General features: G+C 48.4%; 23 protein-coding genes. 5 read left to right on the top strand and 18 right to left on the bottom strand.

Features of this window, described 5'->3' with window-relative positions; translation table 11 throughout:
• Window positions 1–13 precede the first annotated feature (13 nt).
• Together QXT17_RS02580 and QXT17_RS02575 are read right to left on the bottom strand one after the other, a co-directional pair.
• A complete protein-coding gene (locus QXT17_RS02580) occupies window positions 14–724 on the bottom strand; it encodes a class I SAM-dependent methyltransferase (RefSeq protein ID WP_020963324.1) in 711 nt (236 codons plus the stop codon).
• Window positions 725–1,140: 416 nt separating this feature from the next.
• Window positions 1,141–2,007, bottom strand: a complete 867-nt coding sequence (locus QXT17_RS02575; protein WP_020963325.1) for a hypothetical protein — start codon at window positions 2,005–2,007, stop codon at window positions 1,141–1,143.
• Window positions 2,008–2,149: 142 nt separating this feature from the next.
• On the opposite strand from QXT17_RS02575, the gene QXT17_RS02570 reads away from it, so the two are divergent.
• Window positions 2,150–2,971, top strand: a complete 822-nt coding sequence (locus QXT17_RS02570; RefSeq protein WP_020963326.1) for a GNAT family N-acetyltransferase — start codon at window positions 2,150–2,152, stop codon at window positions 2,969–2,971.
• Between the two features lie 9 nt (window positions 2,972–2,980).
• On the opposite strand, the gene QXT17_RS02565 is transcribed toward QXT17_RS02570, so the two are convergent.
• The gene (locus QXT17_RS02565) at window positions 2,981–4,234 is read right to left on the bottom strand and encodes a S8 family peptidase (protein ID WP_342783054.1); all 1,254 of its coding nucleotides are present in this window, start codon (window positions 4,232–4,234) and stop codon (window positions 2,981–2,983) included.
• Between the two features lie 201 nt (window positions 4,235–4,435).
• Here QXT17_RS02565 and QXT17_RS02560 point away from each other — a divergent pair, with 201 nt between their 5' ends.
• A complete protein-coding gene (locus QXT17_RS02560) occupies window positions 4,436–4,675 on the top strand; it encodes a CopG family transcriptional regulator (RefSeq protein WP_020963328.1) in 240 nt (79 codons plus the stop codon).
• A 479-nt stretch (window positions 4,676–5,154) separates the two neighbouring features.
• Here QXT17_RS02560 and QXT17_RS02555 read toward each other — a convergent pair whose 3' ends face one another.
• The 6 genes from QXT17_RS02555 to QXT17_RS02530 all read right to left on the bottom strand — a co-directional run bounded on the left by QXT17_RS02555 (window position 5,155) and on the right by QXT17_RS02530 (window position 12,108).
• Window positions 5,155–6,585, bottom strand: a complete 1,431-nt coding sequence (locus QXT17_RS02555) for a trimethylamine methyltransferase family protein (RefSeq protein ID WP_052886741.1) — start codon at window positions 6,583–6,585, stop codon at window positions 5,155–5,157.
• Window positions 6,582–7,241: a B12-binding domain-containing protein gene (locus QXT17_RS02550; RefSeq protein WP_052886742.1), complete on the bottom strand. Its 660-nt coding sequence runs from the start codon at window positions 7,239–7,241 to the stop codon at window positions 6,582–6,584. The genes QXT17_RS02555 and QXT17_RS02550 overlap by 4 nt, the downstream gene beginning before the upstream one ends.
• A gap of 199 nt (window positions 7,242–7,440) precedes the next feature.
• Complete coding sequence (locus tag QXT17_RS02545) at window positions 7,441–8,070, bottom strand: molecular chaperone (RefSeq protein WP_052886743.1); 630 nt, start codon at window positions 8,068–8,070, stop codon at window positions 7,441–7,443.
• A gap of 53 nt (window positions 8,071–8,123) precedes the next feature.
• Window positions 8,124–8,969, bottom strand: a complete 846-nt coding sequence (gene nrfD, locus QXT17_RS02540; RefSeq protein ID WP_052886744.1) for an NrfD/PsrC family molybdoenzyme membrane anchor subunit — start codon at window positions 8,967–8,969, stop codon at window positions 8,124–8,126.
• Between the two features lie 6 nt (window positions 8,970–8,975).
• Entirely contained in the window at window positions 8,976–9,572 is a 597-nt protein-coding gene (locus QXT17_RS02535; protein ID WP_052887335.1) for a 4Fe-4S dicluster domain-containing protein, read from the bottom strand.
• Between the two features lie 13 nt (window positions 9,573–9,585).
• Window positions 9,586–12,108, bottom strand: coding sequence for a molybdopterin-dependent oxidoreductase (locus QXT17_RS02530; RefSeq protein WP_052886745.1), 2,523 nt, complete (start codon window positions 12,106–12,108; stop codon window positions 9,586–9,588).
• 234 nt (window positions 12,109–12,342) lie between these two features.
• Here QXT17_RS02530 and QXT17_RS02525 point away from each other — a divergent pair, with 234 nt between their 5' ends.
• Window positions 12,343–13,659: a DUF438 domain-containing protein gene (locus QXT17_RS02525; protein ID WP_052886746.1), complete on the top strand. Its 1,317-nt coding sequence runs from the start codon at window positions 12,343–12,345 to the stop codon at window positions 13,657–13,659.
• 2 nt (window positions 13,660–13,661) lie between these two features.
• Complete coding sequence (locus tag QXT17_RS02520) at window positions 13,662–14,066, top strand: transcriptional regulator (RefSeq protein ID WP_342783053.1); 405 nt, start codon at window positions 13,662–13,664, stop codon at window positions 14,064–14,066.
• 438 nt (window positions 14,067–14,504) lie between these two features.
• On the opposite strand, the gene QXT17_RS02515 is transcribed toward QXT17_RS02520, so the two are convergent.
• The 3 genes from QXT17_RS02515 to QXT17_RS02505 all read right to left on the bottom strand — a co-directional run bounded on the left by QXT17_RS02515 (window position 14,505) and on the right by QXT17_RS02505 (window position 17,252).
• Window positions 14,505–15,896, bottom strand: a complete 1,392-nt coding sequence (locus QXT17_RS02515) for a CehA/McbA family metallohydrolase (RefSeq protein WP_020963338.1) — start codon at window positions 15,894–15,896, stop codon at window positions 14,505–14,507.
• Window positions 15,897–15,985: 89 nt separating this feature from the next.
• Window positions 15,986–16,330 (bottom strand): hypothetical protein, encoded by a 345-nt coding sequence (locus QXT17_RS02510; protein ID WP_052885576.1) that lies wholly within the window; start codon window positions 16,328–16,330, stop codon window positions 15,986–15,988.
• A 100-nt stretch (window positions 16,331–16,430) separates the two neighbouring features.
• Window positions 16,431–17,252, bottom strand: coding sequence for an alpha/beta hydrolase (locus tag QXT17_RS02505; protein ID WP_020963340.1), 822 nt, complete (start codon window positions 17,250–17,252; stop codon window positions 16,431–16,433).
• Window positions 17,253–17,413: 161 nt separating this feature from the next.
• Here QXT17_RS02505 and QXT17_RS02500 point away from each other — a divergent pair, with 161 nt between their 5' ends.
• The gene (locus QXT17_RS02500; RefSeq protein ID WP_020963341.1) at window positions 17,414–18,115 is read left to right on the top strand and encodes a hypothetical protein; all 702 of its coding nucleotides are present in this window, start codon (window positions 17,414–17,416) and stop codon (window positions 18,113–18,115) included.
• Between the two features lie 186 nt (window positions 18,116–18,301).
• Here the strand turns inward: QXT17_RS02500 and QXT17_RS02495 are convergent, their stop codons facing one another.
• The 6 genes from QXT17_RS02495 to QXT17_RS02470 form a co-directional block, all read right to left on the bottom strand.
• The gene (locus QXT17_RS02495) at window positions 18,302–18,856 is read right to left on the bottom strand and encodes a CD3072 family TudS-related putative desulfidase (RefSeq protein WP_148682171.1); all 555 of its coding nucleotides are present in this window, start codon (window positions 18,854–18,856) and stop codon (window positions 18,302–18,304) included.
• Between the two features lie 10 nt (window positions 18,857–18,866).
• On the bottom strand, window positions 18,867–20,744 hold the full coding sequence (locus QXT17_RS02490; protein WP_020963343.1) for an aldehyde ferredoxin oxidoreductase family protein: 1,878 nt from the start codon (window positions 20,742–20,744) through the stop codon (window positions 18,867–18,869).
• Window positions 20,741–21,250 carry a 4Fe-4S dicluster domain-containing protein gene (locus QXT17_RS02485; protein ID WP_020963344.1) on the bottom strand — a complete coding sequence of 170 codons (510 nt, stop codon included), beginning with the start codon at window positions 21,248–21,250 and terminating at the stop codon, window positions 20,741–20,743. Before QXT17_RS02485 ends, QXT17_RS02490 begins: the two co-directional genes overlap by 4 nt.
• A 78-nt stretch (window positions 21,251–21,328) precedes the next feature.
• The gene (locus QXT17_RS02480; RefSeq protein ID WP_020963345.1) at window positions 21,329–21,688 is read right to left on the bottom strand and encodes a nucleotidyl transferase AbiEii/AbiGii toxin family protein; all 360 of its coding nucleotides are present in this window, start codon (window positions 21,686–21,688) and stop codon (window positions 21,329–21,331) included.
• Window positions 21,682–21,909, bottom strand: a complete 228-nt coding sequence (locus QXT17_RS02475) for a hypothetical protein (protein WP_020963346.1) — start codon at window positions 21,907–21,909, stop codon at window positions 21,682–21,684. The genes QXT17_RS02480 and QXT17_RS02475 overlap by 7 nt, the downstream gene beginning before the upstream one ends.
• Before the next feature lie 31 nt (window positions 21,910–21,940).
• Window positions 21,941–22,303: a hypothetical protein gene (locus QXT17_RS02470; protein WP_020963347.1), complete on the bottom strand. Its 363-nt coding sequence runs from the start codon at window positions 22,301–22,303 to the stop codon at window positions 21,941–21,943.
• Window positions 22,304–22,717 lie beyond the last annotated feature (414 nt).

The following is a 22,717-nucleotide window of genomic DNA, read 5'->3' as shown; positions in this document are numbered from 1 at the left end:
GCGCGCTGAAAAATCAAAAGCCATATTGAGGTTTCGTAGCTATCACGTAGATGTTTTGGCTCCTGCGTTTAAAAGGTGAATAGTAACCCTTCGAAATGATCTTGAGCCCTGCTTCTTGTAAGAGGTGAACCAGCTCTTCTAATGTGTATAGGTAGTATATCCTTGTATATGTGCTTTTTCTCGTCTTCCACTTAACAGAGTATCTACGCGGGTATCCAGTTTGACCAAGACATGTTCTTATCATATTTATCAAGGTCTGTAGAACAAATTGTGTCTGCCTCCACGACCACACTGTAGCTATTAAGAGGCCCCCGCGCTTTAACACAGCGTTTAGCTGGCGCGCCAGAAAACCCGTGAGGATCGGGGGTATATGGTGAAGAGATGCGATCGCAAGGATGGTGCTGAATGATTTTTCTCGAAAGGGTAAAAAAGACATGTCGGCTACGATTTGATCTGCTGGAACATTTTTTCTCTCCGCTATTTTCTTAGCCAGCCTTATCATGGACGGCGAGTAGTCTAGGCACACGACGTAGGACTGTGTCTTTTTAGCGGCTTCAACACCATTAATGCAGGCGCCCGAGCCGAGATCGAGGATAATGCCGGGACGACTTATCAGGGCTATCGGCCACGGCTTGTTTCTCCACGAAGTGTATCCCTCAGCTATAGCTGTGTAGCTGTTCCTAGTTACAAGGGTGTCATAGAGGTAACTTTTCGCCCCAAACACGTCACCATGCCCACTAATGCAAAAATGTTCCTATCAAAATCTTTAACGCTTCTTCCTTGAAATCTTAGAGACATACAGGTACATCATCATGTAGCGAACATCCCTGTGAGTAACTAACACCCCTGTACCACCCCTATTATTTGCCTTCTATCCAGCTTTTTACTCAATATGCCAAGCATGGACCAGGAAGCTTCTTCCCATCGGTGTTATGCTAGCGCTGTGGAAACCACGCATGTTAACTTTTTTTAGAAAGTAATAAAAGGTAATAAAAATACACACCTTCTCTTATTGTGGTAAACCGTTTACATGTATATTGTCTGCGCGCATAGCTTAAGCTAGTTTCGTGTGCTTTTGAGAAACCCATAAAGGTTCATAAATGTGTTCTAGGTAGGTCTTTATAATAGGGCATGAGCGCTCTAGGGTTTCTGGGATTGGCTTTCCTCTTTTATGAGCATTAGGATTTTGTCTGGTATCAGGTATTGTTTGCCACAGTTGTTGCATATTATTTCCCTTTGCCTTTTGTCTAGGAGGGTTTGAGCACCGCAATTTGGACACTTCACGGTTATTGTCTCGTCGGGGTTTAGGATGAATTCTCTCGCGTATGACCGGTACACCGTATATTGCTTGACCAGGCTGTATAGGTTTTCCTTGAAGCTGTTTTTCGCGGCTTCATCTTTAAACTCTAGGACAACTGTATCGTCGTTTCTCGGCTTTAAAACTAGGGAACTTGGAACGGCTCCATCGATTATGGTAATGTCTTCTAGGGGTATATCGATGGATGCTTCATCATAGTCATTTAGAAAGCTGAGAAAGAGGGCAGCGACCATCATAGTCATAGGCAAGGCGTACAGAAAAAGAAAGATCGTGTTCGTAGCGTTGTAAGAGGAAAAATAGTAGAGGGCAGGTAAAAAGACTTGGAATAAAATTAGAGGCAATAGAGCAAAGAGAAGGGGCATAACTCTCTTCAAAGTGGGGCTAGTGGTCTTCGACAAAACCACTGGGAGGCGGCCCAGCATATAAGACAGGTGTATGATCCTCTTATTTGTCAACAACAGGTCTCCCAGGACAAGCTTTTTACCGCTCTCCAGGTTATCGCCTTCACCTTTTTCAATGTATGCCAAAACTTTTTCGTATACGTGAACTACTCTTTCATCGGGGGTCAAAGTTATAAACTCTCTCCATTTCTCCTTCTCTTGTCCCCCATAGTTAGTAAAGTCTACTTTGAATCTGATTAGTGAAGCACCATGAGAATGAACTTGCAACGCTGGGATAATGTTCCTCATAGCTCAATACACTTATATGTTTAGACGTTTGGGATACTAATATAATTTTATCACAAATGGACTGTTGCATCTTAAGCGTGAAAATTTTTCAGTTAGCTCGTAAAGGATATAGGTCACATAGTTTAGATAGATGTGGCCCGCTATGTCCATAGAAGTAAGGCCGCTGAAAAGCCCCCAAGAGTTTAGGCAGGCAATAGAAGTCCAGCGTTCCGCTTGGGGCATGCCTGACATCGAGGTTATACCTACAAGGATACTCATCGCCATATCTAGGAACAGCGGTATCGTTCTTGGAGCATTCGACGGGGACAGGCTTATAGGCTACTCGTTTGGCTTCCTCGCGAGGGACAAGTATGGCCTCTACCTTTACAGCCACCACACGGGCGTAGCGAAAGAGTATGAGGGACAGGGCGTCGGCTTCCTCCTGAAGATGAAGCAGAGAGAATATGCCCTGAAAATGGGCCTGTCAAGGATAAAGTGGACCTTTGACCCCTTGCAGGCCAGAAACTCTTACTTCAACTTTACAAAGCTCGGAGCAATCGCGAGGGTTTTTTACCAGAACTATTATGGCGAGCTTTTCGACGAGCTTAACTATGGCTTGCCCACGGATAGGGTCATAGCTGAGTGGTTCATAAAGAGCAAGCGTGTAGAGAACAGGTCTAGCGGCAAAATTGTAGCTCCAGCCCTAGAAGACTCACAGGTCTCCCTCGAAGTCTACAGAGGCAGGCCCCGCCTAGTAAGGGTCTATGCACCAAAAGTCTTGCTCAAGATACCCTCAGACATCAATAACGTGAAGGCTAAAAATCCCAGGCTTGCTCTTTCATGGCGTATGTCGCTAAGAAGAGCACTAAGCTTCTACCTCGGAAAGGGTTACATTGCCTGCCACTATGTTAGGATAGATGAGAACTATGGTGCCCATGTCCTACTAAAAAAGAGCCTAAAAAATATACTTGGAGACGAATACTAGAAAAAATTTTTAGACCTTTTCCAGTGCCTTGTCGACTCTAACGACTCCATACCCGTAGAGGTCGTCGTAGCCGGCAGAGCCGAGATCCTCGGCAGTAACATGTAGCAAGCCCCTAACGGTACTCGTCGAAGAGTCGTTGAAGGTTCCAGGCGGTAAAGGCGGCAACCCTTTTGCAAGCCTCGCTGCCTGTATAAGGGCTACTGTTGCGCTGACGTGTGGCGTTGCCATAGATGTCCCGCTGAGAGTAGCATATGTATTGTCCGGGTATGTGCTTAGAATATTTACACCAGGCGCCGCTACTTCCGGCTTTCTGTTGCTCCAGCTTGGAACATTATTGCTAGAGTCAATTGCGCCCACAGCTATGACTTCTGGATATGCCGCTGGATAGCTGGGAGACGATGCACCATCATTCCCGGCCGCAGCGACGATGGTGATTCCCCAGTTGTATGCGGTCTGGATAGCTGTGTGGAGCTCTTCAGGAGCGCTTGAGCCTCCAAGGCTCATCGAGAAAACTTCAGGAGCGTCGTCATCGGGGTCTCCAACTATCTTGCCGTCACTATCCTTGTCTATGACCCCGTCTGGACCCTTTATTGCGAGGTCGATTGCTATTACTAGGTCGCTCCAGCTACCGGAGCCAGATGCCCCAAGGACTCTAAGCATGTAGATTTCGACTTTGGGAGCTACACCGACTACTCCAATGTTGTTATTTAGTGCCGCAATTGTTCCACTTACATGAGTCCCGTGGCCATTTAGGTCGGTGTATTTCGTTGAGATACGGCCATTGAGCACCGAGACGCCCCACTTTATGTTTCCAACGAGGTCAGGATGATCCGTGTCGATACCTGTATCAAATATCGCCACCTCTATTTCAGAGTTCCCATCCCCATTGACGTCAACCCAGCCAGACGTAGTACCCCAAACATTCGGCGCACCAATTCTCTGTACTCCCCACGGTATAGACTGGGGCGGCTGAGAGCTAGGCTTCCCCATTAAACTCATAACGCCGTCCTGGCTCACATGCTTAACGCCTTTAAGATGAGCAATATGTCCAGCCGCACCCACAGGAACCCTTACAACCGCAACAGGGAAACTATCAGCAATATAGACTACTTCACCCCAGACAAGTTGCAGAGACTTCGGGTCAAAGTTTCCGCGGTCTATTGTGATAAGGTATGTTGAGAATTGGGAATCTGCATGCGCAAGGAGGACCAATGGTAGCTGTGCAATCAGTAAAAAAAGCAAGAGGCTGGTTACTTTTTTCATAGCAGTTCTCTTACATATAAAATAATAAATGTTTTATTTCTTTACAAATGTAAAATTATAAGGTTCATCATCATGGTAAAACTAAATTATTTCTTCGTTTAAAGATAAAATCTTTTTAAAAATTGGTTCAAAATCTTAGCACGCTTGTCTGCGCATCTATGGCAATTCTTGAAATAGTGGTAAATGGTAATACTTAGTAGTATGGCTAATGTGAAGATAAGCTTACCCGAAGCCGTCTTTAAAAGAGTAGACGATATATCCAGGTCAATGAAAATAAGCCGCAGCGAGCTCATCACTAGAATCCTAGTCGAGGCCCTAGGTGTAGAGGCTGACAGGGACCCTCCTAAGTATCCTGCTCTCATATCGAAGCCATACAAAGAGGGGCACTACAGGCTTAGATCTCCTAGGTACCCAGGCAGAACAATAAAAGAGAGTGGATAGTTGAAGAGGTTGAAGAAGAGTAAGGATAAGCTATTACTTTGCTGAAGACAGGTACATAGAGTTGGGCGAAAAGATTCCAAATATACCTATCGTACATCTCATTATAAAGGTCGGTAGAAAGCGGGCGAGTGAACCAGCAATAGTTGATATGGCTTTTATGGCGGCATTTATCCAAACATGGAAATAGTAAAGATGTTTGAGGGTCTAAGCCACCAACAAAAGTTTTCCTGGAAAACCCATCTACGGCTTATCAGAGTTTGAGGTTTATACGGCTGAAGCCTTCCTTTATCAAGGAGGGAGTCTGACAAGTCGTGGAGATGTTAAAGTTTACATTCCCACAGAGCCCGAGCTTCTCACGGAAGAAGTATTGATAGGAAGGGAGATTTTAAACAGCAAGGCTCACTCCATAATTCTGGATATGAAGAGCAAACAAAACGCTAATAGAGCTACCATAGGTTCAACAAAAAGGGTACAGTTCCCTATATGATCGATTTCACAGGCTTTAAATTGTGAAGCTCGTAGAGCCTTGCTAGAACATTGTCGAGCCTTTCGAGCTGGTCTCCTTCTAGCCCCTTGGGGGTATGCTTTGCGAGGATTTCTTGGACTTTTGCATGTGCCTTCTCAAGTAGGCTTACTCCCTTAGTTTTTGTTCTGGGCTCTAGATCCCATATACTTGGAATGTATATCTCCTTCCTGTAGTTCTGCCTCGTATGCTTGAGCGCCAAGAAGTTTCCCCTCTTATCTAGCACGCCTTCTCCTAAGACCTGCAAGGCTATATTGTCTTTTTCGAAGCCCCTCGCGAGTCTATCTGCAACTAATATTGCTTCACTGTCCAGGACAAGTTTTTCTAGAGACTGCACGCTTTCATACTCAAGCATCCCGGCTCCTGACACTATGTCGAAGCCCGCCATCGCCGCGACAACAGCAGTATACGTCGTCTCTGCCCCCGCCTGGTAGTCGACCAGCTTAGAGTCGCTCAAAGCCATGTATGTATGTGTAGGTAGGTCGAAGAGCCTCGCAACGTCTCTATAGCCGAGACTTATGAGGACAGCTTCCGGAGAAGTTATAGATGCTGTCCCATAGTATGGGTGAATCATCGTGGGGCTACCACCGTATATTATCGGTGCTCCTGGTCGGACTGCCTGGGATATAACTATCCCGCTCAGGTTCTCTGCGTGGTGCTGTACCAATGCGCCATATATTGTCACAGGTGATGTCGCGCCTAGACCCGGCATCGATATGAGCTCGGCTGGAACGTTTAGCCTAGCAAGGTCTACAAGGTTCCTCGACGTCACGGTGCTCCAGGACAGGGGAGGTGTGGGGCATACATCAAATATTGCGAAGGGCTTTTCTGCGTAGTCTTCCCTTATGCTTGCAAGCATATCTACCATTAACGGGAGGTTTTCTACCGTAAATGCGCCAGTAACCACGGGCTTCGTGGAATACTTTAGGACAACGTACAGCCTAACAGCATCTCTCACTTCTACTGGTACGTCTGAAGGCACAAGGGCAGTGCTCTGAGCCCTCAAGCCGGGCAATGCATCGACAAGGGTTACAAGATTCTTTAGGTCTATAAGGGTAGGGTTTCTAGGCTCCGACGATCCGTAGTCAAGGATACGGATCGCCGCAGACCCTGGGTCAAAGATCCTCGCCCCCTCTCCAAGGACTCCTACAAGGTTTCCTTCTCGGTCATAAAGCCTTATCCTCCTTGGCACCGTCTTCAGCGAATCCTCGACAAGGCTCTCAGGCAAAACAACCCTTCCATCCTTCCTGGCACCACCTGCCTTGACAACTATCTCTTCTACGCTTTTATCTTCGAAGAACACTCCAACGGTGCCCAGAACCCTGAGTGCCTCTGAATGTATTTCTTCTGCCTCATCCCTGCTAAGTAGGGATAGGTTTGGCTTCATCTAGCTCCACCCCTCCTCTTTGCAAGCATCTCTTTTACTATCCGGACAGACTCGAACGCGTCCCTACCCCAGACATCTGCGCCTATCTCTCTTACCCATTCCTCAGTTACAGGCGCACCCCCAGCTATTACAATGACCTTTTCTCTAATACCCCTCTTCTTAAGCTCTTCTATAACGTTTCTCTGCTCAAGCATCGTAGTAGTCATGAGCGCACTCATCCCGACAACGTCCGCGTTATACTTCTCGGCGGCCTCTGCGAACCTCTCCGGAGGCACATCAACGCCAAGATCTATCACCTGGAAGCCCTCAGCCTCGAAGACAGCCGCTGCCAGATTCTTGCCAAGCTCGTGTATGTCTCCCCTCACAGTGCCAAACACAGCTACACCCGTAACCGGAACATCAGATGACCCCTTGATGTGTGGCCTTAGAACATCCATGCTAGCTCTAAAAGCCTCAGCCGACGCGACCAACTCGGGGATAAAGTATTCGCCCTTCTCGTAGAGCTCCCCCACGCGTCTCATCGCTGGAACAAGTATGTTTGAGATTATTTCTCTGGGAGACAGCCCCTCTTTCAATAGCTTTTGGGTAGCATCAGAAGCGAGCTTATCATCGCCGTCGACAATAGCCCTGTATAGCCCTTCGCTAGCATCTGACATAGGAATTCTGGGTCCAAGTGAGAAACCGATTTTTAAACTTGTCTACTTCATTACTATAGAGCATGAAGAATTCCATGCGCGCGCTCGGCATACTGAAGAATCTATCATGCACCTCGCGTGGCTCCTATGCCAAGTACAATTTTAGTCTTGAGCTCTCTTAGAGCCTCCACACGCTACAAAAAATAAAAAATCAATTGTTCTACACGCAAAACTTGGGCTCCTCAAAAAAGGCCCGTTCCGAGGCTACAAATTCCCGTAGTAGCCTAGCCGTAGCTCTATAATTTTCTAGCTTAGCGTTTTCCTCGAGGCACCTCGAATATCCATCAGCCCACTTTTCAATGTGTTCCCGGAAAAGCTTCTCTTGGAGGCATAGATACTCTGGTTGCCGGGTACTAGACGCGACGAGGTAGTACATTAGTTCGAGCTCTAGGGCTACATGCTCCAGGGGTAAGCCGACGTCTGGGGCTCTGTCTAGGCCGGCTTCGCGGTAAATCCTTAGAAGCGAGTCATAGTTGTGGCCATAGATCGTTCTCTCACCGGTCGCCCAGTATGTCTCGAAGGGGGGACACTTGAGCTCTGGGTAGTCGTTCACGAAGAGCCGGGTATACTCTTCTTTCAGGTCTCCTTGAGGACTGTCCCAGGCAGTTATCCATGCGTCTACAAATTTGTCTATTGTCTCGGGATCCATCTTGACTAAAGAGACTTGTCTGACGGCTGGCAACAGTGTTTTTAGCTCGTTTTGGGATTCGAGGTCGCTCGGAGTATAGAGGGCCAGGCTCAGAACCTTGTACAGTAGTGCTCTCTCCTCAAAAATCTTTGGACTTAACAATTTTGACTACCTCTCCAAATAGAAAGGAAAAAGAAAAAATATTTAATTTATTTTCACCAGGGTAGCTCCATTGCGCCGGCGTATACAAGGAGATACCGTGCTAGGAAGCTTTGCAGGATGAGTAGGACTGCAAGTATGAGGAGGTTTGTCTTTGAAGGCTTCTTCTTGTTGTAGAAGTACACAGCGAAGGGTCCAATGAAGCCCAGCAGGTACAGCAGGAGTGTTGCCCACATGTACTCGGTCAACATTAGCTCAACGGAGAACCTGAAAGCCTCAGTCGAGATGTTTGCCAGTGCGAAGTAGAGCGTCATAGTTACGAATGCCAAGAGGGTTGTGATCATCGAGAAGTTGACGAGCTCGCCCGGCACATCCTTCTTAAGAATATAGGCTACCAGTGCATAGAGGCCTACTCCGCTGGAGAGGGCTACGAGGAGGAAGAGCAGTGGTGTAGCTGGACTCCTCCACAAGTGGATAGAGCTACGGGCAAGCAGTGTACCAGTATAGGTCATGACGAGGAATGAGAATATAGAGCCTAGTGTTCCTAGGATCTTCATAATCTTCTCGTTAGCAGCGTAGGGTAGCTTTAGGAGTCCGGGTAGAGCGAAGAGCCCCCCGAAAAGCAGTGCAAAAACGTTGAAGAATACGCCCCACGTCATAACTGAGCCAAGGTTCGGTGTAAGCATGGTGTAGAACGCGGCCTCGGGCTTGCCGAGGTGTGTTATCAGTACGAGTAGACCAAGTAGCAGGGATACCATGCCCGCGAGGGCCGCCTTGATGTTGAATTCCTTCTCTCCCTTTAGGTAGTAGAGGAAAGCTATGATGAAGGTTGCTACACCAATTCCTCCAAACGTCAAGTCTAGCACTATTTTAATATCCCAAGCGTGTTGCGGCTCTATCATTCATCCTCACCTCTTCCTCATGGGAAGAATATAAAACACCTTCGGCTTTGTCCCCTCCTCCTTCTTGAATACAGTAGTTGCGCCAGAGTTGACCAGCTTGGATATGGCACTGTTGGGGTCGTCGAGGTCTCCAAACAGCCTTGCGCCTGTCGGACACGTAGTCACACATGCAGGATCCATACCTTTCTCCAGTCTGTGTTCGCAGAACGTGCACTTGTCTATCGACCTCAAGTATGGGTCCCAGAACCTGGCACCGTACGGGCACGCTTGGACGCAGTACTCGCATCCAATACATTTTGTCTTGTCTACTAGAACAATGCCGTCCTTTGTCTTGTAGCTCGCACCCGTCGGACATACAGAGACACAAGGCGGGTTCTCGCAGTGCTGGCAAATCATGTGGGTATAGTAGACGGCTACGTTGGGGTATGTTCCCACAATATAGGTGTTAACGTAGGTTCTCTTCTTGAAGTTCTCAAGAGCCGGCAGACCTTCCGCGATAGCTTTGAATGCTTGCTCCCTGCGGTTCTCGGCTATGCATGCCATCACGCAGGCTCCACACCCGACACATTTGTTCAGGTCTATTACCATTCCATACCTAGCCATACCCATTCACCTCTCATGCCTTCTCAACACGAACAACAACTTCCTGCGACATGATTCCACCCGCCACGGGGTCGGCCTTTACACCTGTCAAAGTATGGTATGGTACACCGAACTTGGTAAAGTGCAGTGCCTCGCTCTTGTGGCCAAAGTCGCTTGAGACCCAAATAGTGTCTTCTCTGACAAGGTCTGTCGGGAAGGCGACAGCCTCCACGCTGGCTCCCGTCTCAACACTTATCAGCTTTATCTTGTCGCCCCTCTTTATGCCCAGGCTCTCAGCAACGCTCCTGTTTATCCATGCCATCCTCTTAAACTCGGGGGTCAGCACTGACAGGAACGGCTCGTCGGCAGTAGACGTGTGCGTCATGGTGGGGACACGTCCATACACCACATAGAAAGTTGTCTTCCCGTCGGCCTTGCCGTATACCTCTGGCTCTGCCCATGCAATTATGGGATCCCAGTACGGCTGGTAGCCCTTCTTTGCCTTTATGTTGTTCAATGCGAAGCTAAATATCTCGATCCGTCCAGACGGGGTCAACAGCTGGCCGTTTAGCGTCTTCTGTATCATTTCCTTGCGGAGCGTCACAGCGTCCTTGACAACGATGAGTCCCTCGCTCTCGAGCTTAGCTACGTCGAGGTTCCTCGCCGAGGCTTGTACCTTGCGTATGCCTTTTACCCCTTCTTTCTCATATGCATCTTTGAGCTTTGCTCCCATTGCCTGTGGGTCAGCGGCTCCCAGTTCTTTTGCGAAATTTACCCAGAACTTGTTATAGTAGTCCTCGCCCAGACGTTTCACTATGCCTACGACGATGTCTATAATGTGTCGTGTGTCGTAGAGTGGTTGCACGGCGGCGACACGTGTATGGAAGCCTAGCACGGGTGCATAAGTCATTCCGAAAAGGAGATCATCCTTTTCAAGGAAAGTATGCTCGGGGAGTATTATGTCGGCGTATAGAACAGTATCGTTTGGATAAATGTCTACAGCAATAACCTTCTCCAGTTTCTTGAAGGCATTCTTCCACCTTGTAGAGTCGGGGCCTGTCATAGCTAGGTTTGTATTAAACAGAAAAACAGTCGAGATCTTGTAGGGGTCTCCCTTCTCGATGGCGTCGAGGAAGCCCTGGAAAGTAAAGCCCTTAGAGGCCATGGCTACGCCCTGCTTTGTCCCCCATATCCTCATTACGCTTTCCTCGCTGACGTCTGAAGGAGGTGTAGCTGTGCTACCAACACCTGTGATTATTATCCCGTCCTTAATTAGGCCACCAACAAGGGCATTGAGGATAGCCGCTGCCCTCCAAGTCATAACGCTGTTCTTATACTTGGGGTCGTGCCACCCAGTGTCCACTGCGGCTGGCCTAGTTTTTCCGAACTCTATTCCGACTTGCTTAATTGTAGCGGCGGGTATGCCGGTTATTTTCTCTGCCCATTCTGGAGTATAATCTGCTATTTTTTCCTTGAGGAGCTGGAAGACGGGCTTCGCCTTCTTGTCTCCAACCGTAAACTCGCCCTCGAGGGCGGGCAGTATAGCTTCTTCGTGCTTGACTGCCTTGTTCTGGGCGAGATCCCACACGAGGTACTTGATCTTCCCGCCCTCAGTACCAGCGGTCAGCGGGGTGCCGTCCTCGGCGACGAGCATCGGGGCGTTCGTGAACTTCCTCAGGAAGTCTGCGTCGTAGAGGCCCTCAGAAATTACGACGTTGATGAGTGCCAGTAGGAAGGCTGGGTCTGTTCCAGGCCTTATTGGGAGCCAGAGGTCAGCTTTGGCGGCTGTCTCGCTGAAACGCGGGTCAACAACTACGAGCTTGTAGTTTCCTATTTTCTGGCCTGCCCGTGTCCCGTGCACCACTGAGATGCTTCCAAAGAAGTTTCTCCTTATAACAACGAGATACTTTATGTTTTCGTAGTCTGTGAGAATCTGAGAGTGGGCGCCTACACCGATAGCAGTAGACCACCCGAAAGCTTTGGGGAAGTAGCATGCCCCTCCGGGTATTCCTATAGCATTGGGGGTGCCAATTGTTGCTGCAAAGGCCTTCATTAAAGGCTCATGGTAGGCACAGAGGGGCCAGCCCCCGATCATGGCAACTTCCTTTATTCTTCCCTCAGAGATCAGCTTCTTCAAGTGAGAAGCTACTGCGTCGAGCGCCTGGTCCCAGCTTGCCTCCGTGAAGCCGGTGAAACTGCCCCTCTGTCCGGGGTCGTTCCTGATAAGCGGCTTTTTCAGCCTGTCCGGGTTATATGTCCTAAACAGTGCAGACTGGCCCCTCGCACATATTTTGCCGAGGTTTGTTGGCCCCTTTGGATTACCCTCGATCTTCTCAATCTTGCCGTCTCTAACCCTAGCCAATAGCTGGCACGCGGCAGGACACATCATGCATATTGTGGGAACCCACTTCTCCTCTCCCTGGGCTTCAGTTCTCTGTGTTTGGGGCTTGAGAAGCCTAAGTGTAGGTGTGGACATGGTTGCTGTTACGCCGACGATCCCAGCGGCCTTGAGGAAGTCTCTGCGGCTTAAACTGGTTCTGCTGGTTGTATCGGTCATACAATATATTGTTTGTTATTAATCAATATAAATGATTATGTAAAAGTATTAATATTCCTATCTTTGAATATCGTTTTTCATACATATATTTTTAATAACATGTTTTTTGGGATCCCCTATTTCTTCCTCTTCTGTGGAGCGTCATTATAAGCTGAAGTATTTCGCTTGTCTCGGTTGTTGACTTGCGTCAACTTTATATCTTTGACTTTAATTCATTAATTTTGGCGATGACACGTGTCAACAAATTTGGAAAAGATAGAGGCATTAAAAAGAATTATCAAGCTATTGCATGAGGGGAAAAGTGTCCAGGAGCTAAAGGAACAATATTCAGATCTTCTTAGACAGGTTTCACCCATCGAGATACCTTTCCTGGAGCAACAGCTAGTAAGAGAAGGCCTTGTAACGGTAAACGACATACTCAAACTGTGCGACCTACATGTAGAGCTTTTCAGGGAGTCACTCGAAACAAGGACACTGCAAGGGGTGCCTAGCGGTCATCCACTGGATCTCTTAATGAAGGAAAACGACTGGATTGCAAAGAGAGCCGAGATCCTTGGAATGTATGCCTCCTCTCTATTGGCGGCAGATCAGGCCAGGGCTCCTGGTCTTCTGGAAAATATTAACAGGATTCTAGGTGACCTGAAAAAGTTGAGGTTACATTACAGGAAGCTCCAGATGATAGTTTTTCCCTACCTTGAGAGGAGGGGCATCATAGCTGTTCCAAGAGTCCTCTGGGGAAGAGAAGACCAAGCAATCCGCAAGCTACGTGAATTGTCAACAGAGATCGATTCCAAGCTGAAGAGCAAAGAAGCTTTAGACTACAAAAACGTTGCTGGCCGCCTCTTAGAGCTCTCCCGTGAAATACAGGACTTGGCTTTTCGAGAAGCCAAGATTCTATTCCCAGCACTCTGGGCATTGCTTGGCGAAGGAGAGTGGGTTGCGATACACGAAATTGCCGGCGAATTCGGCTACATTGTGAATGCTGACATACATGCTTGGAAACCTAACGTTGAGCCCGTACTGCCCTACCAAATCAAGCCTGTAATAACAGATGAACAGCTAGCAAGGGTTCCCGAAGAATTCAGACAAGTCGTCGCGGAAAAACTGGTGCCAGACGATTATCAAGTAAACCGAGATGGAGACCTAAACCTGTCGACTGGTTTCCTGGACAAAGTTGAATTGGAAGGAATATTCAAGGCTCTTCCACTAGAGATAACCTTTGCCGACACAAACAGGCGAGTCAGGTTCTTCACCAAGAGCGAGATAGCGGAAGGGTTCCCCAGGGCGAAAACAATTATTGGCAGGAGGCTAGAGTTCTGCCACCCACCAAGGCTCGAAAACTATGTGAAACTAAACGTCGAAATATTAGAGCGAGGCCAAGAGAGATACAGGGTCTTCTGGACCAGGATGGGAGACAGGATACTCCGAGTAATTGTTTCTAGGGTAAACGATTCGAATGGACAGCTAGTAGGCATCCTGGAGATAGTCGAAGACTTCACTGAAATTCTTAATAACAGAGACGAAATACTAAAGAAAGTAGTGGTACTCTAGCCATGAGAAGCATATTTGAACTTGCATACCGGTACATCGAGCCCGCAATAAGGAGACAGCTCGTCCTCGAGCTCTACAAAAGAGGCGTAGACAGGCGCAGAATAGTAGAACTCGTCGGCATATCGTCCTCGCTCGTTACCCGTTACATAGCTGGGCAAAGAGGCAACATGCTCGACCTAACCCCCTACAGGGACGTAACCATGCTTATATCTCAACTCGCCGAGAAATCTATGGGCATGTCAAAGGAACAAGTAGAGGAACAAATATACCGCATTGTGCTCTACTTTTTGTCCCACAAGTATTTCTGCAATGTGCACCGTGTTCTTGTACCGGACATAGACCCGACAAAATGCCAAATATGTCCAAGCCTCTTCAAAAACTCTTCTCTAAGCCCAGAGCTTAGATAGATGACTCAAAGTAGCATTTTTCTATATCAAGAAGGACAATGGATATTACGGCATTTAATTACGTTAGATTAGGTCTACTTCTTCGAGATCCCCGAGTTTAGCCTGTTTTGCCTTGAGCCGTCTTCTTCTCTGCCTTACCCATACAAGTGCCTCATTAATACTTGGAGCCCTCAAAATGGCTAGCTCGTTTTCCCTTGCCTCTACAATAACGTATCCGCTTTCTTTGATGCCATATTTTTCCCTAAATATCTTGGGATAATTATTTGTCCCTTTGGGCCCACTTTCAGTTTTTGTTTAACCCTTTGGTAATACATATTAGACCAAGGATAAATAACTTACCCTGACTCCATTATTACTAAAGATTTACTCTAAAATGTTGTTAACGTGGCCCTTTACTTATACCCTTGGTCTACCAAACCAAAATAGGAAGGTTGTTTTCTAACGAGTTTCCTTTAATAGGAGTGGGTTTGCCATTGCCTTGACGACTGCCTCTTCTGACAGAGGGTCGTCGGTGGGATAGTCTGGGTCCATGAGTAGGGGCAGGGCGAAAACATCTTCAGTTGTGAGCATTATTGGTATATCTTTCGTATACAAGTTGTCTTCTATTAGGTCGACCTTGATTGGCCCCCTGGCTGTAAGAAATAAGAGTAGAGAGTTGTTGCCTCCCTCAACCTTTACTCTTAGCTTGTCAGCTCTGGCTATTATCCTCGTGGTCTTTATGCCTGCCCGTTTGCCGTTGCCCTCGGCCTCGTACTCAATCAGGGGTCCATTAGGCCCGCTTGTTATTACCACTCTTCCCTGCCTGATCGCATCGAGGAATGCCTCCTCCGTCAAGCTCTCCATGTATAACAATGTTGTCGGCTCGCCCAGCCTGGGGATCCCCTCCTCGTGCCTTATCTTGTGGGCATCGCTCCCACCAATAGCGACCACGTTTCTACCGCTACTAAGAAGCTCGACGTACTTCCTCAGGGAGAGATAGTTAAAGTACTCCCACATTGTCTGCCAAGCCTCCATCACCCAGACTTTTTCCCAGTTCCCCAACAGCCAAGGATAGTCCGGCTTTGGGTGATTGATTGACGCGATGTAGCCATACTTCTCGGCCAGCTCTATTATCTTGGTCATATCACTCTCAGTTCTCGCGCGGAAGTCTATCCATTTCCGCACACCAAACAGGTTCATGTGCCCATAATACGTGGTTATCTCCATCCCGGGAAAGATTTTCACCGGCCCCCCAATTTCCAGGCATTCCCGCACGTGGCTGATAGTATTGTGATCCGTAAGTGCGACAAAGTCTAGACCCTTCTCGCGGGCCTTTTCAGCTATCTCCCAGACCTCAGCATCCCCATCACTGTGAACCGAGTGCGTGTGAAGGTCTCCCTTGTACCACCTTACTCCACCATACGGAACGGATGTGCTTGTTGTTCTCCTGTATGTATATTCCTCCTCGAAGCCCCTCATATCCACGGAAATAGCGTAGTCGCAGCCACATGACGGAACCTTGTAAAGCCCAAGGACAATGTGCCACGTTCCAGGCTTTACCTCGCCGGGAAGGTAGCCAGGAGTAGCATAGCGTTCCCCAACTACTATCTTCTTTTTTGCTGTCCCGCTCCACCCCCTAAAGGCTTCTGGCTCAGCAGGGAAGTCTACCCTGCCAGGAGAAAACAGGCCGATGTCTATTTCGCATACCCCAGTGTCTTTTGCCCTGTAGCTGTACTCTATTACGATGGACTTTACGCCAGAAGGGACATCCATAGGTATAAGCAGGAAGTCGCTCTTTTCCTTGTCCTGGGGGCTAATAGTCCCCCTTAAATCTAGACGAGATATGCTCACAAAATAGAATCGTTTTATTCCCCTAAATGTTTTTTGCAAATATGGCAGTCAAATTAAATGTAAACGAGACCTTTTCGGCAAGCGTGTCATCAATTTTTCTTTTCTACCCCAAAATACCTCCTTATATCTCGCTTGGCGAGGATGAGAAACACAGCTAGAGAGTATAATACGCCGAGAAGGCCCCATAGGTCTCCCACGAGAATAGTCGAAACACTGACTATGAGTACCATGGCTTCGATGATAAATGTTAGCCACCATGCCCACGAGCCGCCAATCAAGAGGCTTGTCCCGACGACAAGTCCAAAGAAACTTGCTAGGAGTGCAGTTATTCCCATAATTGCGTTTTCAACTTTGTAGGAAAAACATGTAAGAAAGATTATACCAGATACAAAGCCGAGAAGGCCAAGCAATAGGTGGAAAACAGAGATACACATGATAATCTTAGGTTTACCCCCCAAAAATTGGGCAAGTTTTTCCGTGTACACGTGTCTGAAACAAAGAAAAATGATTTAAGATTTTTTCATGAGAAGAGATTTACACATGCTTGTTCAGCCAGTCAGCCAGATCCCTGAACACTTTTTCCTTCTCAACTTCGTTGAAGATCTCGTGTAGCATACCATCATAAATCTTTAGGGTCTTGTCCTGTACGCCTAGCCCCTCAAAAAGCATCTTAGAAGCCTCAACAGGGACAAGGCAGTCCCTAGACCCATGCATCACAAGCGCCGGGACCCTTATCTTTTGAATGGCATCCCTGGCACCCAAGACCCCGCGGGAAAACTCGAATAGAAGCTTCATCGTCACCTCTTTTAGTACAAGGGGGTCCTCAATGTACCTCTTGCCCACCTCTGGATCCGTTGACAGGCACTCAACCTTAACGGGCAACTTCACCCTAGACTTTGGAGCCATCTTGCTCATCAACGAGACCATTATTCTGTCCCTGGTAGATGCCTCCAGCTGGACAGCGGCGCCGCTCGTTATCAGCCCGTTTATTTTGTCTCCTAGAACGCTGGCGGTATGAACAGCTATGAGGCCGCCCATGCTGTGTCCAAGGAGGAATACCTTCTTGTTTGGGAAAAATGTCTTAACACTCTCAAAAAATGCGACGGTGTCTTCTACAAAGTTTTCGAATTTGTCGATGTAGCCTTTTTCTCCTTGGCTTTTGCCGTGGCCCCGTAAGTCATACATGTAGAGCGCGTACCCGTTTTGTGCTAGAAAGTTTCCAAGATTATGGTAGCGGCCCGTATGCTCTGCGAAGCCGTGTACACCAACTATGATCGCCTTCGGGTCTCCCTGGGGAATCCACTTCCTGTAGATCGTAGAAAGACCTGTGGATAAACGGATGCTTTCCTCGCTCACGTATTTCTTTACTGTCAAAAAATATTTAAACCGTTTGCCACCTAAATGCCATTGCGACGTAAATTGTGTTCAAAGTTTTTGAGCCACAAATAAGAAACTATGCCAAATAACGTATCTTCTTTCGACAAAAATTTATATTCTACCTCAAAGCAATCCTACACATGGTCACAACCAGCGAAATACTCTGGACGCTAGGCCTCTTTGCATGGGTAATGTTCGTTGTAACAGTCATTGCCAAAGCCACCTACAACTTCTTTGTAAAAAGGGGAAACCCCCAACGCGTAGCAATATACTATGCTAGAAAAGTCATACACATACTTGCTGGAGGCGCAGTATCGGTAATTATAGCATACCTACCAATATTCTCCTCCCCACTAATGCCCTTCATAATGGCACTCGTCCTCGCACTCCTAACATACCTCCCACACAAGACAGGCAAACTGATGTACTGGTTCCAGGACCCCGAAAACATCTACGAGGTCGACTTCTGCATAGCCTGGGGCATATTCACAGCCCTTGGCTGGTACGCGGGCAAACAGCTAGGCTTCCAGAACCCCTTCCTCTTCCCAGCCCTACCACTCCTCATAATGGCCGTAGGAGACGGGGTCACAGGCATAGTCAGAAACAAGCTCTTCAAGAGAAGGGTGAAGCATTGGAGCGGCAACCTAGCAATGTTCATCGTTTCAGCCGCAATGGCCATCGTCATGGGCTTCGGCATACCAGGAATACTTTCGGCACTCCTAGGAAGCATAGTCGAAAAGTTTGAATACGTCGGGAAAATAAGGCTAGACGACAACATAACCGTCCCCACAGTATCCTTCTTAACACTATACGCCCTAATGCTCTTACGCCCAACTCCATAGCACCCAAAAATTGTCTGAAAAATCAAACAACATTTCCAAGTGTTTTCTTGAAATCGCATTATTCGTGTGGTAATGGATTAGAAAAAAGATTGTATAGAAGAAGTTTTCATGTTTGAATCTATACTACGCAGAGAATTTATCTTATGAGAAAACCTTGGAGAAGAGATTAACTAGTAGAAAGAAAAATTACAGCTGGTTGGCTATTTCTTTTGGTAGTCCTTTTTTGCTTATTTCTTCGTGGCTTATTTCGAGTACCTTGGTGGGCTCCTTTATTCCTTTCGACTTGATCTGTGCGAATAGTTCCTCCATGAATAGGCCAGGTTCGCTCGCCTTTGTTGTCTGTGTGCCTGTTGCTGTCGATGGGTCGCCGCGCCACTCGCCCTTGGTTGTTGTGTATATTCCGCAGGAGGGGCTTCCCTTTATGCCTATGACGATGTACTGGGCGCCCTTGCCTGTGAGCTCCTGGAGTAGGGTTAGTGTTGGCTCTAGGATGTGTCTGCAGTGTGCCCTGTAGTTTGGTGTGTCGTACTGGTTTTTGGTCATCCACCAGCGGTTCATGCCTAGGTATGTTGCTTCTGGGCAGGGTAGCTGTACTATGCCGTATCCCTTGTCTACGAGTAGCTTTACTAGTGATTCGACTGTTCCCTTGTGGCTGGCTAGACCTGGGGCCACGGTGTTCTGGTTTAGTATGCAGTGCGCTACGACTGCTATCTTCATTCCTCTAGCGTCTCCCATGGACATCCTTGATTCCCTACTCTAGCTTTAGCCTGTTCCTTATGCGCCTAGTTGCCTCTGAGAGCTCGCTTATCCCGAGCTCTTTTAGTGTCTCGTCCCGAGGTATGCCGTACTGGTCCCAGCCAAGGTAGTCGAAGTACTCTTTTTTCTGTTTCTCGAGCTCTGTCCTATCCACTGCCTTGCCCTTGAATGGCCCAGACGGAAGTGGCTCGTAGAACCTGGGCGGGTTGTCGTCGTGTATCCTGGGGTCCCAATAGAGGTCTGGCCCTCCGAGGAGGAGTAACACTCTCTGGAGGGAAACTATTCTCCTGGCGTGCTCCCTGAACCATTTTTCGCTAGAGATTTCCCAGCCTGTTATTGCTGTCAGGAATTGGTATGGCAGGTCGTCTACGGCGTTGAAGGAGCATATGACCGCGGAGTCCTCAAATGCAGCTGTGAACTCGCCCCAAGCCTTCTCTACTGGCAACCTTGGCGGGCTTGTGTGGTCTCCTCCCTGTACGCCTACAGCATAGGTAAAAGCCTGTGGGAAGTCTTTTCCGCTCCTCGCGCCGTGGGCACCTATGCCTATACCCTTTACGTGTACGGCGTAGCGCGACAGGTCTTGTCCCTTTAATTTGCTCAGCTTGTCTGCGGCCCTTGCTACTCCCTCTGCTAGTATATCTCCTATGCCCTTCCTGTAGGCTATTGCCTCGAGTAGCCTTGCGAACGCCTCGGTGTCTCCCCATTTCAGGTCGAAGCCTACCTCTTCCCTTGTGAGGATCCCCTTCTCGCATAGCTCGGCGGCGAAGCCGGCAACGTTTCCTGTCTGTATGCCGCACAGGCCTAGGTCGTCTGCTAGGCTCGAGAGGTATATGTTTCCCCTAGGCTCGAAGACGCCGAGGTTGGGGCCTAGGTACGCCTGTAGCTCGTAGTCCGGCCCGTCCGTAACTGTACCATTGTATTTCCCACCGATTAGCCTCGAGATCTTCATACATGTTGATGGGCAGCCATAGTCTCCCCAGTACCTCTTGACCCAGTGTGCCTCATAGTTGTTTACGCCCATTGTCCTGGCATCGTGCCACTCTTCCTGCCAGTTCCTTATCGGCTCGCTACTCGTAAGGTTTGCTACCTCGTATCCACCGCTGCTTGTCCCCCACTGTTTCCAGAAAATGTTCTGGTTCAGCCTGTTCCACGCCTCCCTTACCAGTAGCTTTACCCATTCTGGGTGCTTGGCCGGCGGCATGGGCCCAAAGCCCTTGGCTACCACGGCCTTGAGCTTCTTGGACCCCATTACAGCCCCGTACCCGCCGTAGCCCGCTGCATGTGTAAGCTTTGCCATTACAGCGGCTGTCCTGACCATATTTTCTCCGGCTGGCCCTATGTAGACGAAGGAGGGCTCCTTTGTCAAGCCCACGTGGGCAAGGTTTTTCCTCTTGAGCTCGCCCCAGACCTCGCTGAAGAGCTTCTGGAACGTTTCCCTGCCCCTGAGGCCCCATAGGTGCTCTGCAGACCTAACCTCGACCTTTTCTCCCTCTATATAGATGTATACGGGGTCCTTCGAGGCTCCCTTTACTATGAGGCCGTCGTAGCCTGCGGCCCGTAGCTCGATTGCAAGCTCGCTTGACACTACAGAGCCCACGACGCCGTTTGTCTGAGGAGACTTGCCCGAGACAGCGAGCTTTACGCCTGGATAGTAGCCGGTCAGGGGGCCTGTCAGGAATAGTAGGAGGTTTTCGGGCCCCAGCGGGTCCACTTGTTCCCACTTGTGCCCGAGCTCTTTCCAGAGGATGTACGCAGCTAGGCCCCTGCCCCCTATGAACTTGTAGGCTGTCTCTTCGTCGAGCTCTATTACCCTGTCTTTGTCTCTTGAGAGGTCTACCTCTAGTATTTTCCCGTTATAGCCGGGTATGTTCATTTCTCACCACCATACATTGTCTCGTAGAGCCTTTGTGCTACGGCCTCGGGCAGGGTAGAGTATATCTTGAAGGATACGCTCCGGTAGGGCACGACCCTCAGGGCCCCGTAGCCCGCTTCTTGGCAAGCCTTTACGCATTCTGGCTCGCCCCCGCAGAGGTCGCATACAAGTGCCTTTCTCGTCTTCGGGTGTAGCCTCATGACCTTTCCCGGGCATGCACGTACACAATCTCCACAGCCCGTGCATTTCTCCTCGTCGACTAGCACTGCCCCAGTAGAGTCGTCTACCCTCAGGGCTGAGTACTTGCATGCCTTCACGCATGGATAGTCCCTGCACTGTGTGCAGAGGTGTGGGACGTCTACTCCTGGGAAGAACTCGAATACCCTTATTCTGCTTGCCTCTGGCCAGACTGTTCCCTCGTGTTTTAGGCTACATGCAACTTCGCAGAGCCTGCAGCCTGAGCATTTTAGTGGGTCACGTAGAATAAAGATAGGTTGCCTTGACACGTTTTCTGGTTACGCATAGCTCATATTAAAACTGTTTGCTACATGTTTGGGGAAGTGATTGAATTTTTTCGCGGGTTTTTATTTGCCGAGCACCTGTAAAAATGTGTTTTTGACCTCTGAGATGCTGGGCAGTGAGCCAATGATTAACGGTTCCATCTCTGCTCTCCAGCTGTCTTCTATCTGTGTGACTGCTGAGAAGAATTCTTCTGTGCTAAAACTGAGGTTGTAGAACTGTAGCTTTGCTTCAAGTAGCCCCAAGTCTATGCTGATGCCTCTGTGTATGAGGAACCATGCGTCGTAGAGGTCTCGTGGGCTTTTCCTCACGTAGAAGGCCCTCAACTTTTCTGCCAGTGCCTCTTTTAGGTCTAGGCCCCAAAGGTATACAATGGGTATGCCATATAGGGGCTCGTCCAGCCTGACACTTATAGGTTTTAGCAATGGTTTTTCCCTATGCTGATATCTAGGCGTACATAGCTGGTGTCTTTTTCTGTCCTGTAGAGCGGCCCCTTGACAGCTACACGTATAGTCAATGTGTATATGTCATCTTTTAGTACCTCCGCTGTGCTTTCGGCTCCGAATAGCCTTAGAGCTTCAGGTATCTCTCTTGCTTTGTTTGTGGAAATATTAGTGCTTGGAGGTACCTTTTCTCCTCCTGCCAAGGCTCCAGCTTTCTCAGCCTGGCTATCTTTATTATTTCTTCTCCACGTAGCATTTTATCCACCTCGCCACTCTCTTGGTGCGGTAGCTCCGAAGGCCAAGGAATGCCTCCGAGATTTTGAGGATTTTCTCTTTGTCAAGCTGGTTCAAAACGCTGGGGTCTGGGCTCCCACCGAAATACACAGTGTCTAGCACAGCTTTTTCGGGAGTAGCGACGAACACGTAGCTATTAGCCCTAGCTAGGCGCTCGTAACCGAAAAAGAGTTTCCCACTTATTTTCCTGTACCTTATACCGAGCTCACGTAGCCAGGCTGGACGCTTAGTAGTCACTGCTTCCACTGTGCTTGAGACCTGGTCTATGAGGCCTCTTAGGTAGAGGGCCGAGTGCATTGACACGTATGACGGCTCTATGAGCTGTGAGGCAATGATGAATGTGTCATGCGTAAACGCTATGGATCCTTTGCTAGTTGCCTTATGCTGTAAACTAGCCTGCCGCTGGACAGGGCATGGTCGCGTATCTCGTATATCTTCATTGTTTTATCGTGGTAACAGTTTTGTTACCTGGATAAAACTTTTCACCCATATAAAAGCCTTAGTAGCGATAAAGGGGGTTTAACAGTTATATAGCAAGCATTTACCAACAAGTCTCAATGATAGTGGAGCGGGAGATACTTTGTTTCCAGGGGGGGGGCAAAACAGAGAGGTGCAGAGACAAGATTGCAGTTGAGGAGGAATACGAGCTTTATATAAATGGGTCCAGGCAGGCTTCGTACATGTGTTCTCCAAATAATATAGAGGAGCTGGCCTACG

Origin of the sequence: Thermofilum sp. (assembly GCF_038871435.1) — an archaeon.
In the GTDB taxonomy this organism is placed as follows: Archaea; Thermoproteota; Thermoprotei; order Thermofilales; family Thermofilaceae; genus Thermofilum; species Thermofilum adornatum.
Note: the sequence above shows the minus strand (reverse complement) of the source record. Positions and strands in the feature narration are given on the sequence as shown.

Bases quoted from the DNA above. Each gene is read 5' to 3' on its own strand.
- QXT17_RS02575 (WP_020963325.1), bottom strand. From the start codon at position 2,007: ATGAGGAACATTATCCCAGCGTTGCAAGTTCATTCTCATGGTGCTTCA.
- QXT17_RS02570 (WP_020963326.1), top strand. From the start codon at position 2,150: ATGTCCATAGAAGTAAGGCCGCTGAAAAGCCCCCAAGAGTTTAGGCAG.
- QXT17_RS02565 (WP_342783054.1), bottom strand. From the start codon at position 4,234: ATGAAAAAAGTAACCAGCCTCTTGCTTTTTTTACTGATTGCACAGCTA.
- QXT17_RS02560 (WP_020963328.1), top strand. From the start codon at position 4,436: ATGGCTAATGTGAAGATAAGCTTACCCGAAGCCGTCTTTAAAAGAGTA.
- QXT17_RS02555 (WP_052886741.1), bottom strand. From the start codon at position 6,585: ATGAAGCCAAACCTATCCCTACTTAGCAGGGATGAGGCAGAAGAAATA.
- QXT17_RS02550 (WP_052886742.1), bottom strand. From the start codon at position 7,241: ATGTCAGATGCTAGCGAAGGGCTATACAGGGCTATTGTCGACGGCGAT.
- nrfD (WP_052886744.1), bottom strand. From the start codon at position 8,969: ATGATAGAGCCGCAACACGCTTGGGATATTAAAATAGTGCTAGACTTG.
- QXT17_RS02535 (WP_052887335.1), bottom strand. From the start codon at position 9,572: ATGGCTAGGTATGGAATGGTAATAGACCTGAACAAATGTGTCGGGTGT.
- QXT17_RS02530 (WP_052886745.1), bottom strand. From the start codon at position 12,108: ATGACCGATACAACCAGCAGAACCAGTTTAAGCCGCAGAGACTTCCTC.
- QXT17_RS02520 (WP_342783053.1), top strand. From the start codon at position 13,662: ATGAGAAGCATATTTGAACTTGCATACCGGTACATCGAGCCCGCAATA.
- QXT17_RS02510 (WP_052885576.1), bottom strand. From the start codon at position 16,330: ATGTGTATCTCTGTTTTCCACCTATTGCTTGGCCTTCTCGGCTTTGTA.
- QXT17_RS02500 (WP_020963341.1), top strand. From the start codon at position 17,414: ATGGTCACAACCAGCGAAATACTCTGGACGCTAGGCCTCTTTGCATGG.
- QXT17_RS02495 (WP_148682171.1), bottom strand. From the start codon at position 18,856: ATGTCCATGGGAGACGCTAGAGGAATGAAGATAGCAGTCGTAGCGCAC.
- QXT17_RS02490 (WP_020963343.1), bottom strand. From the start codon at position 20,744: ATGAACATACCCGGCTATAACGGGAAAATACTAGAGGTAGACCTCTCA.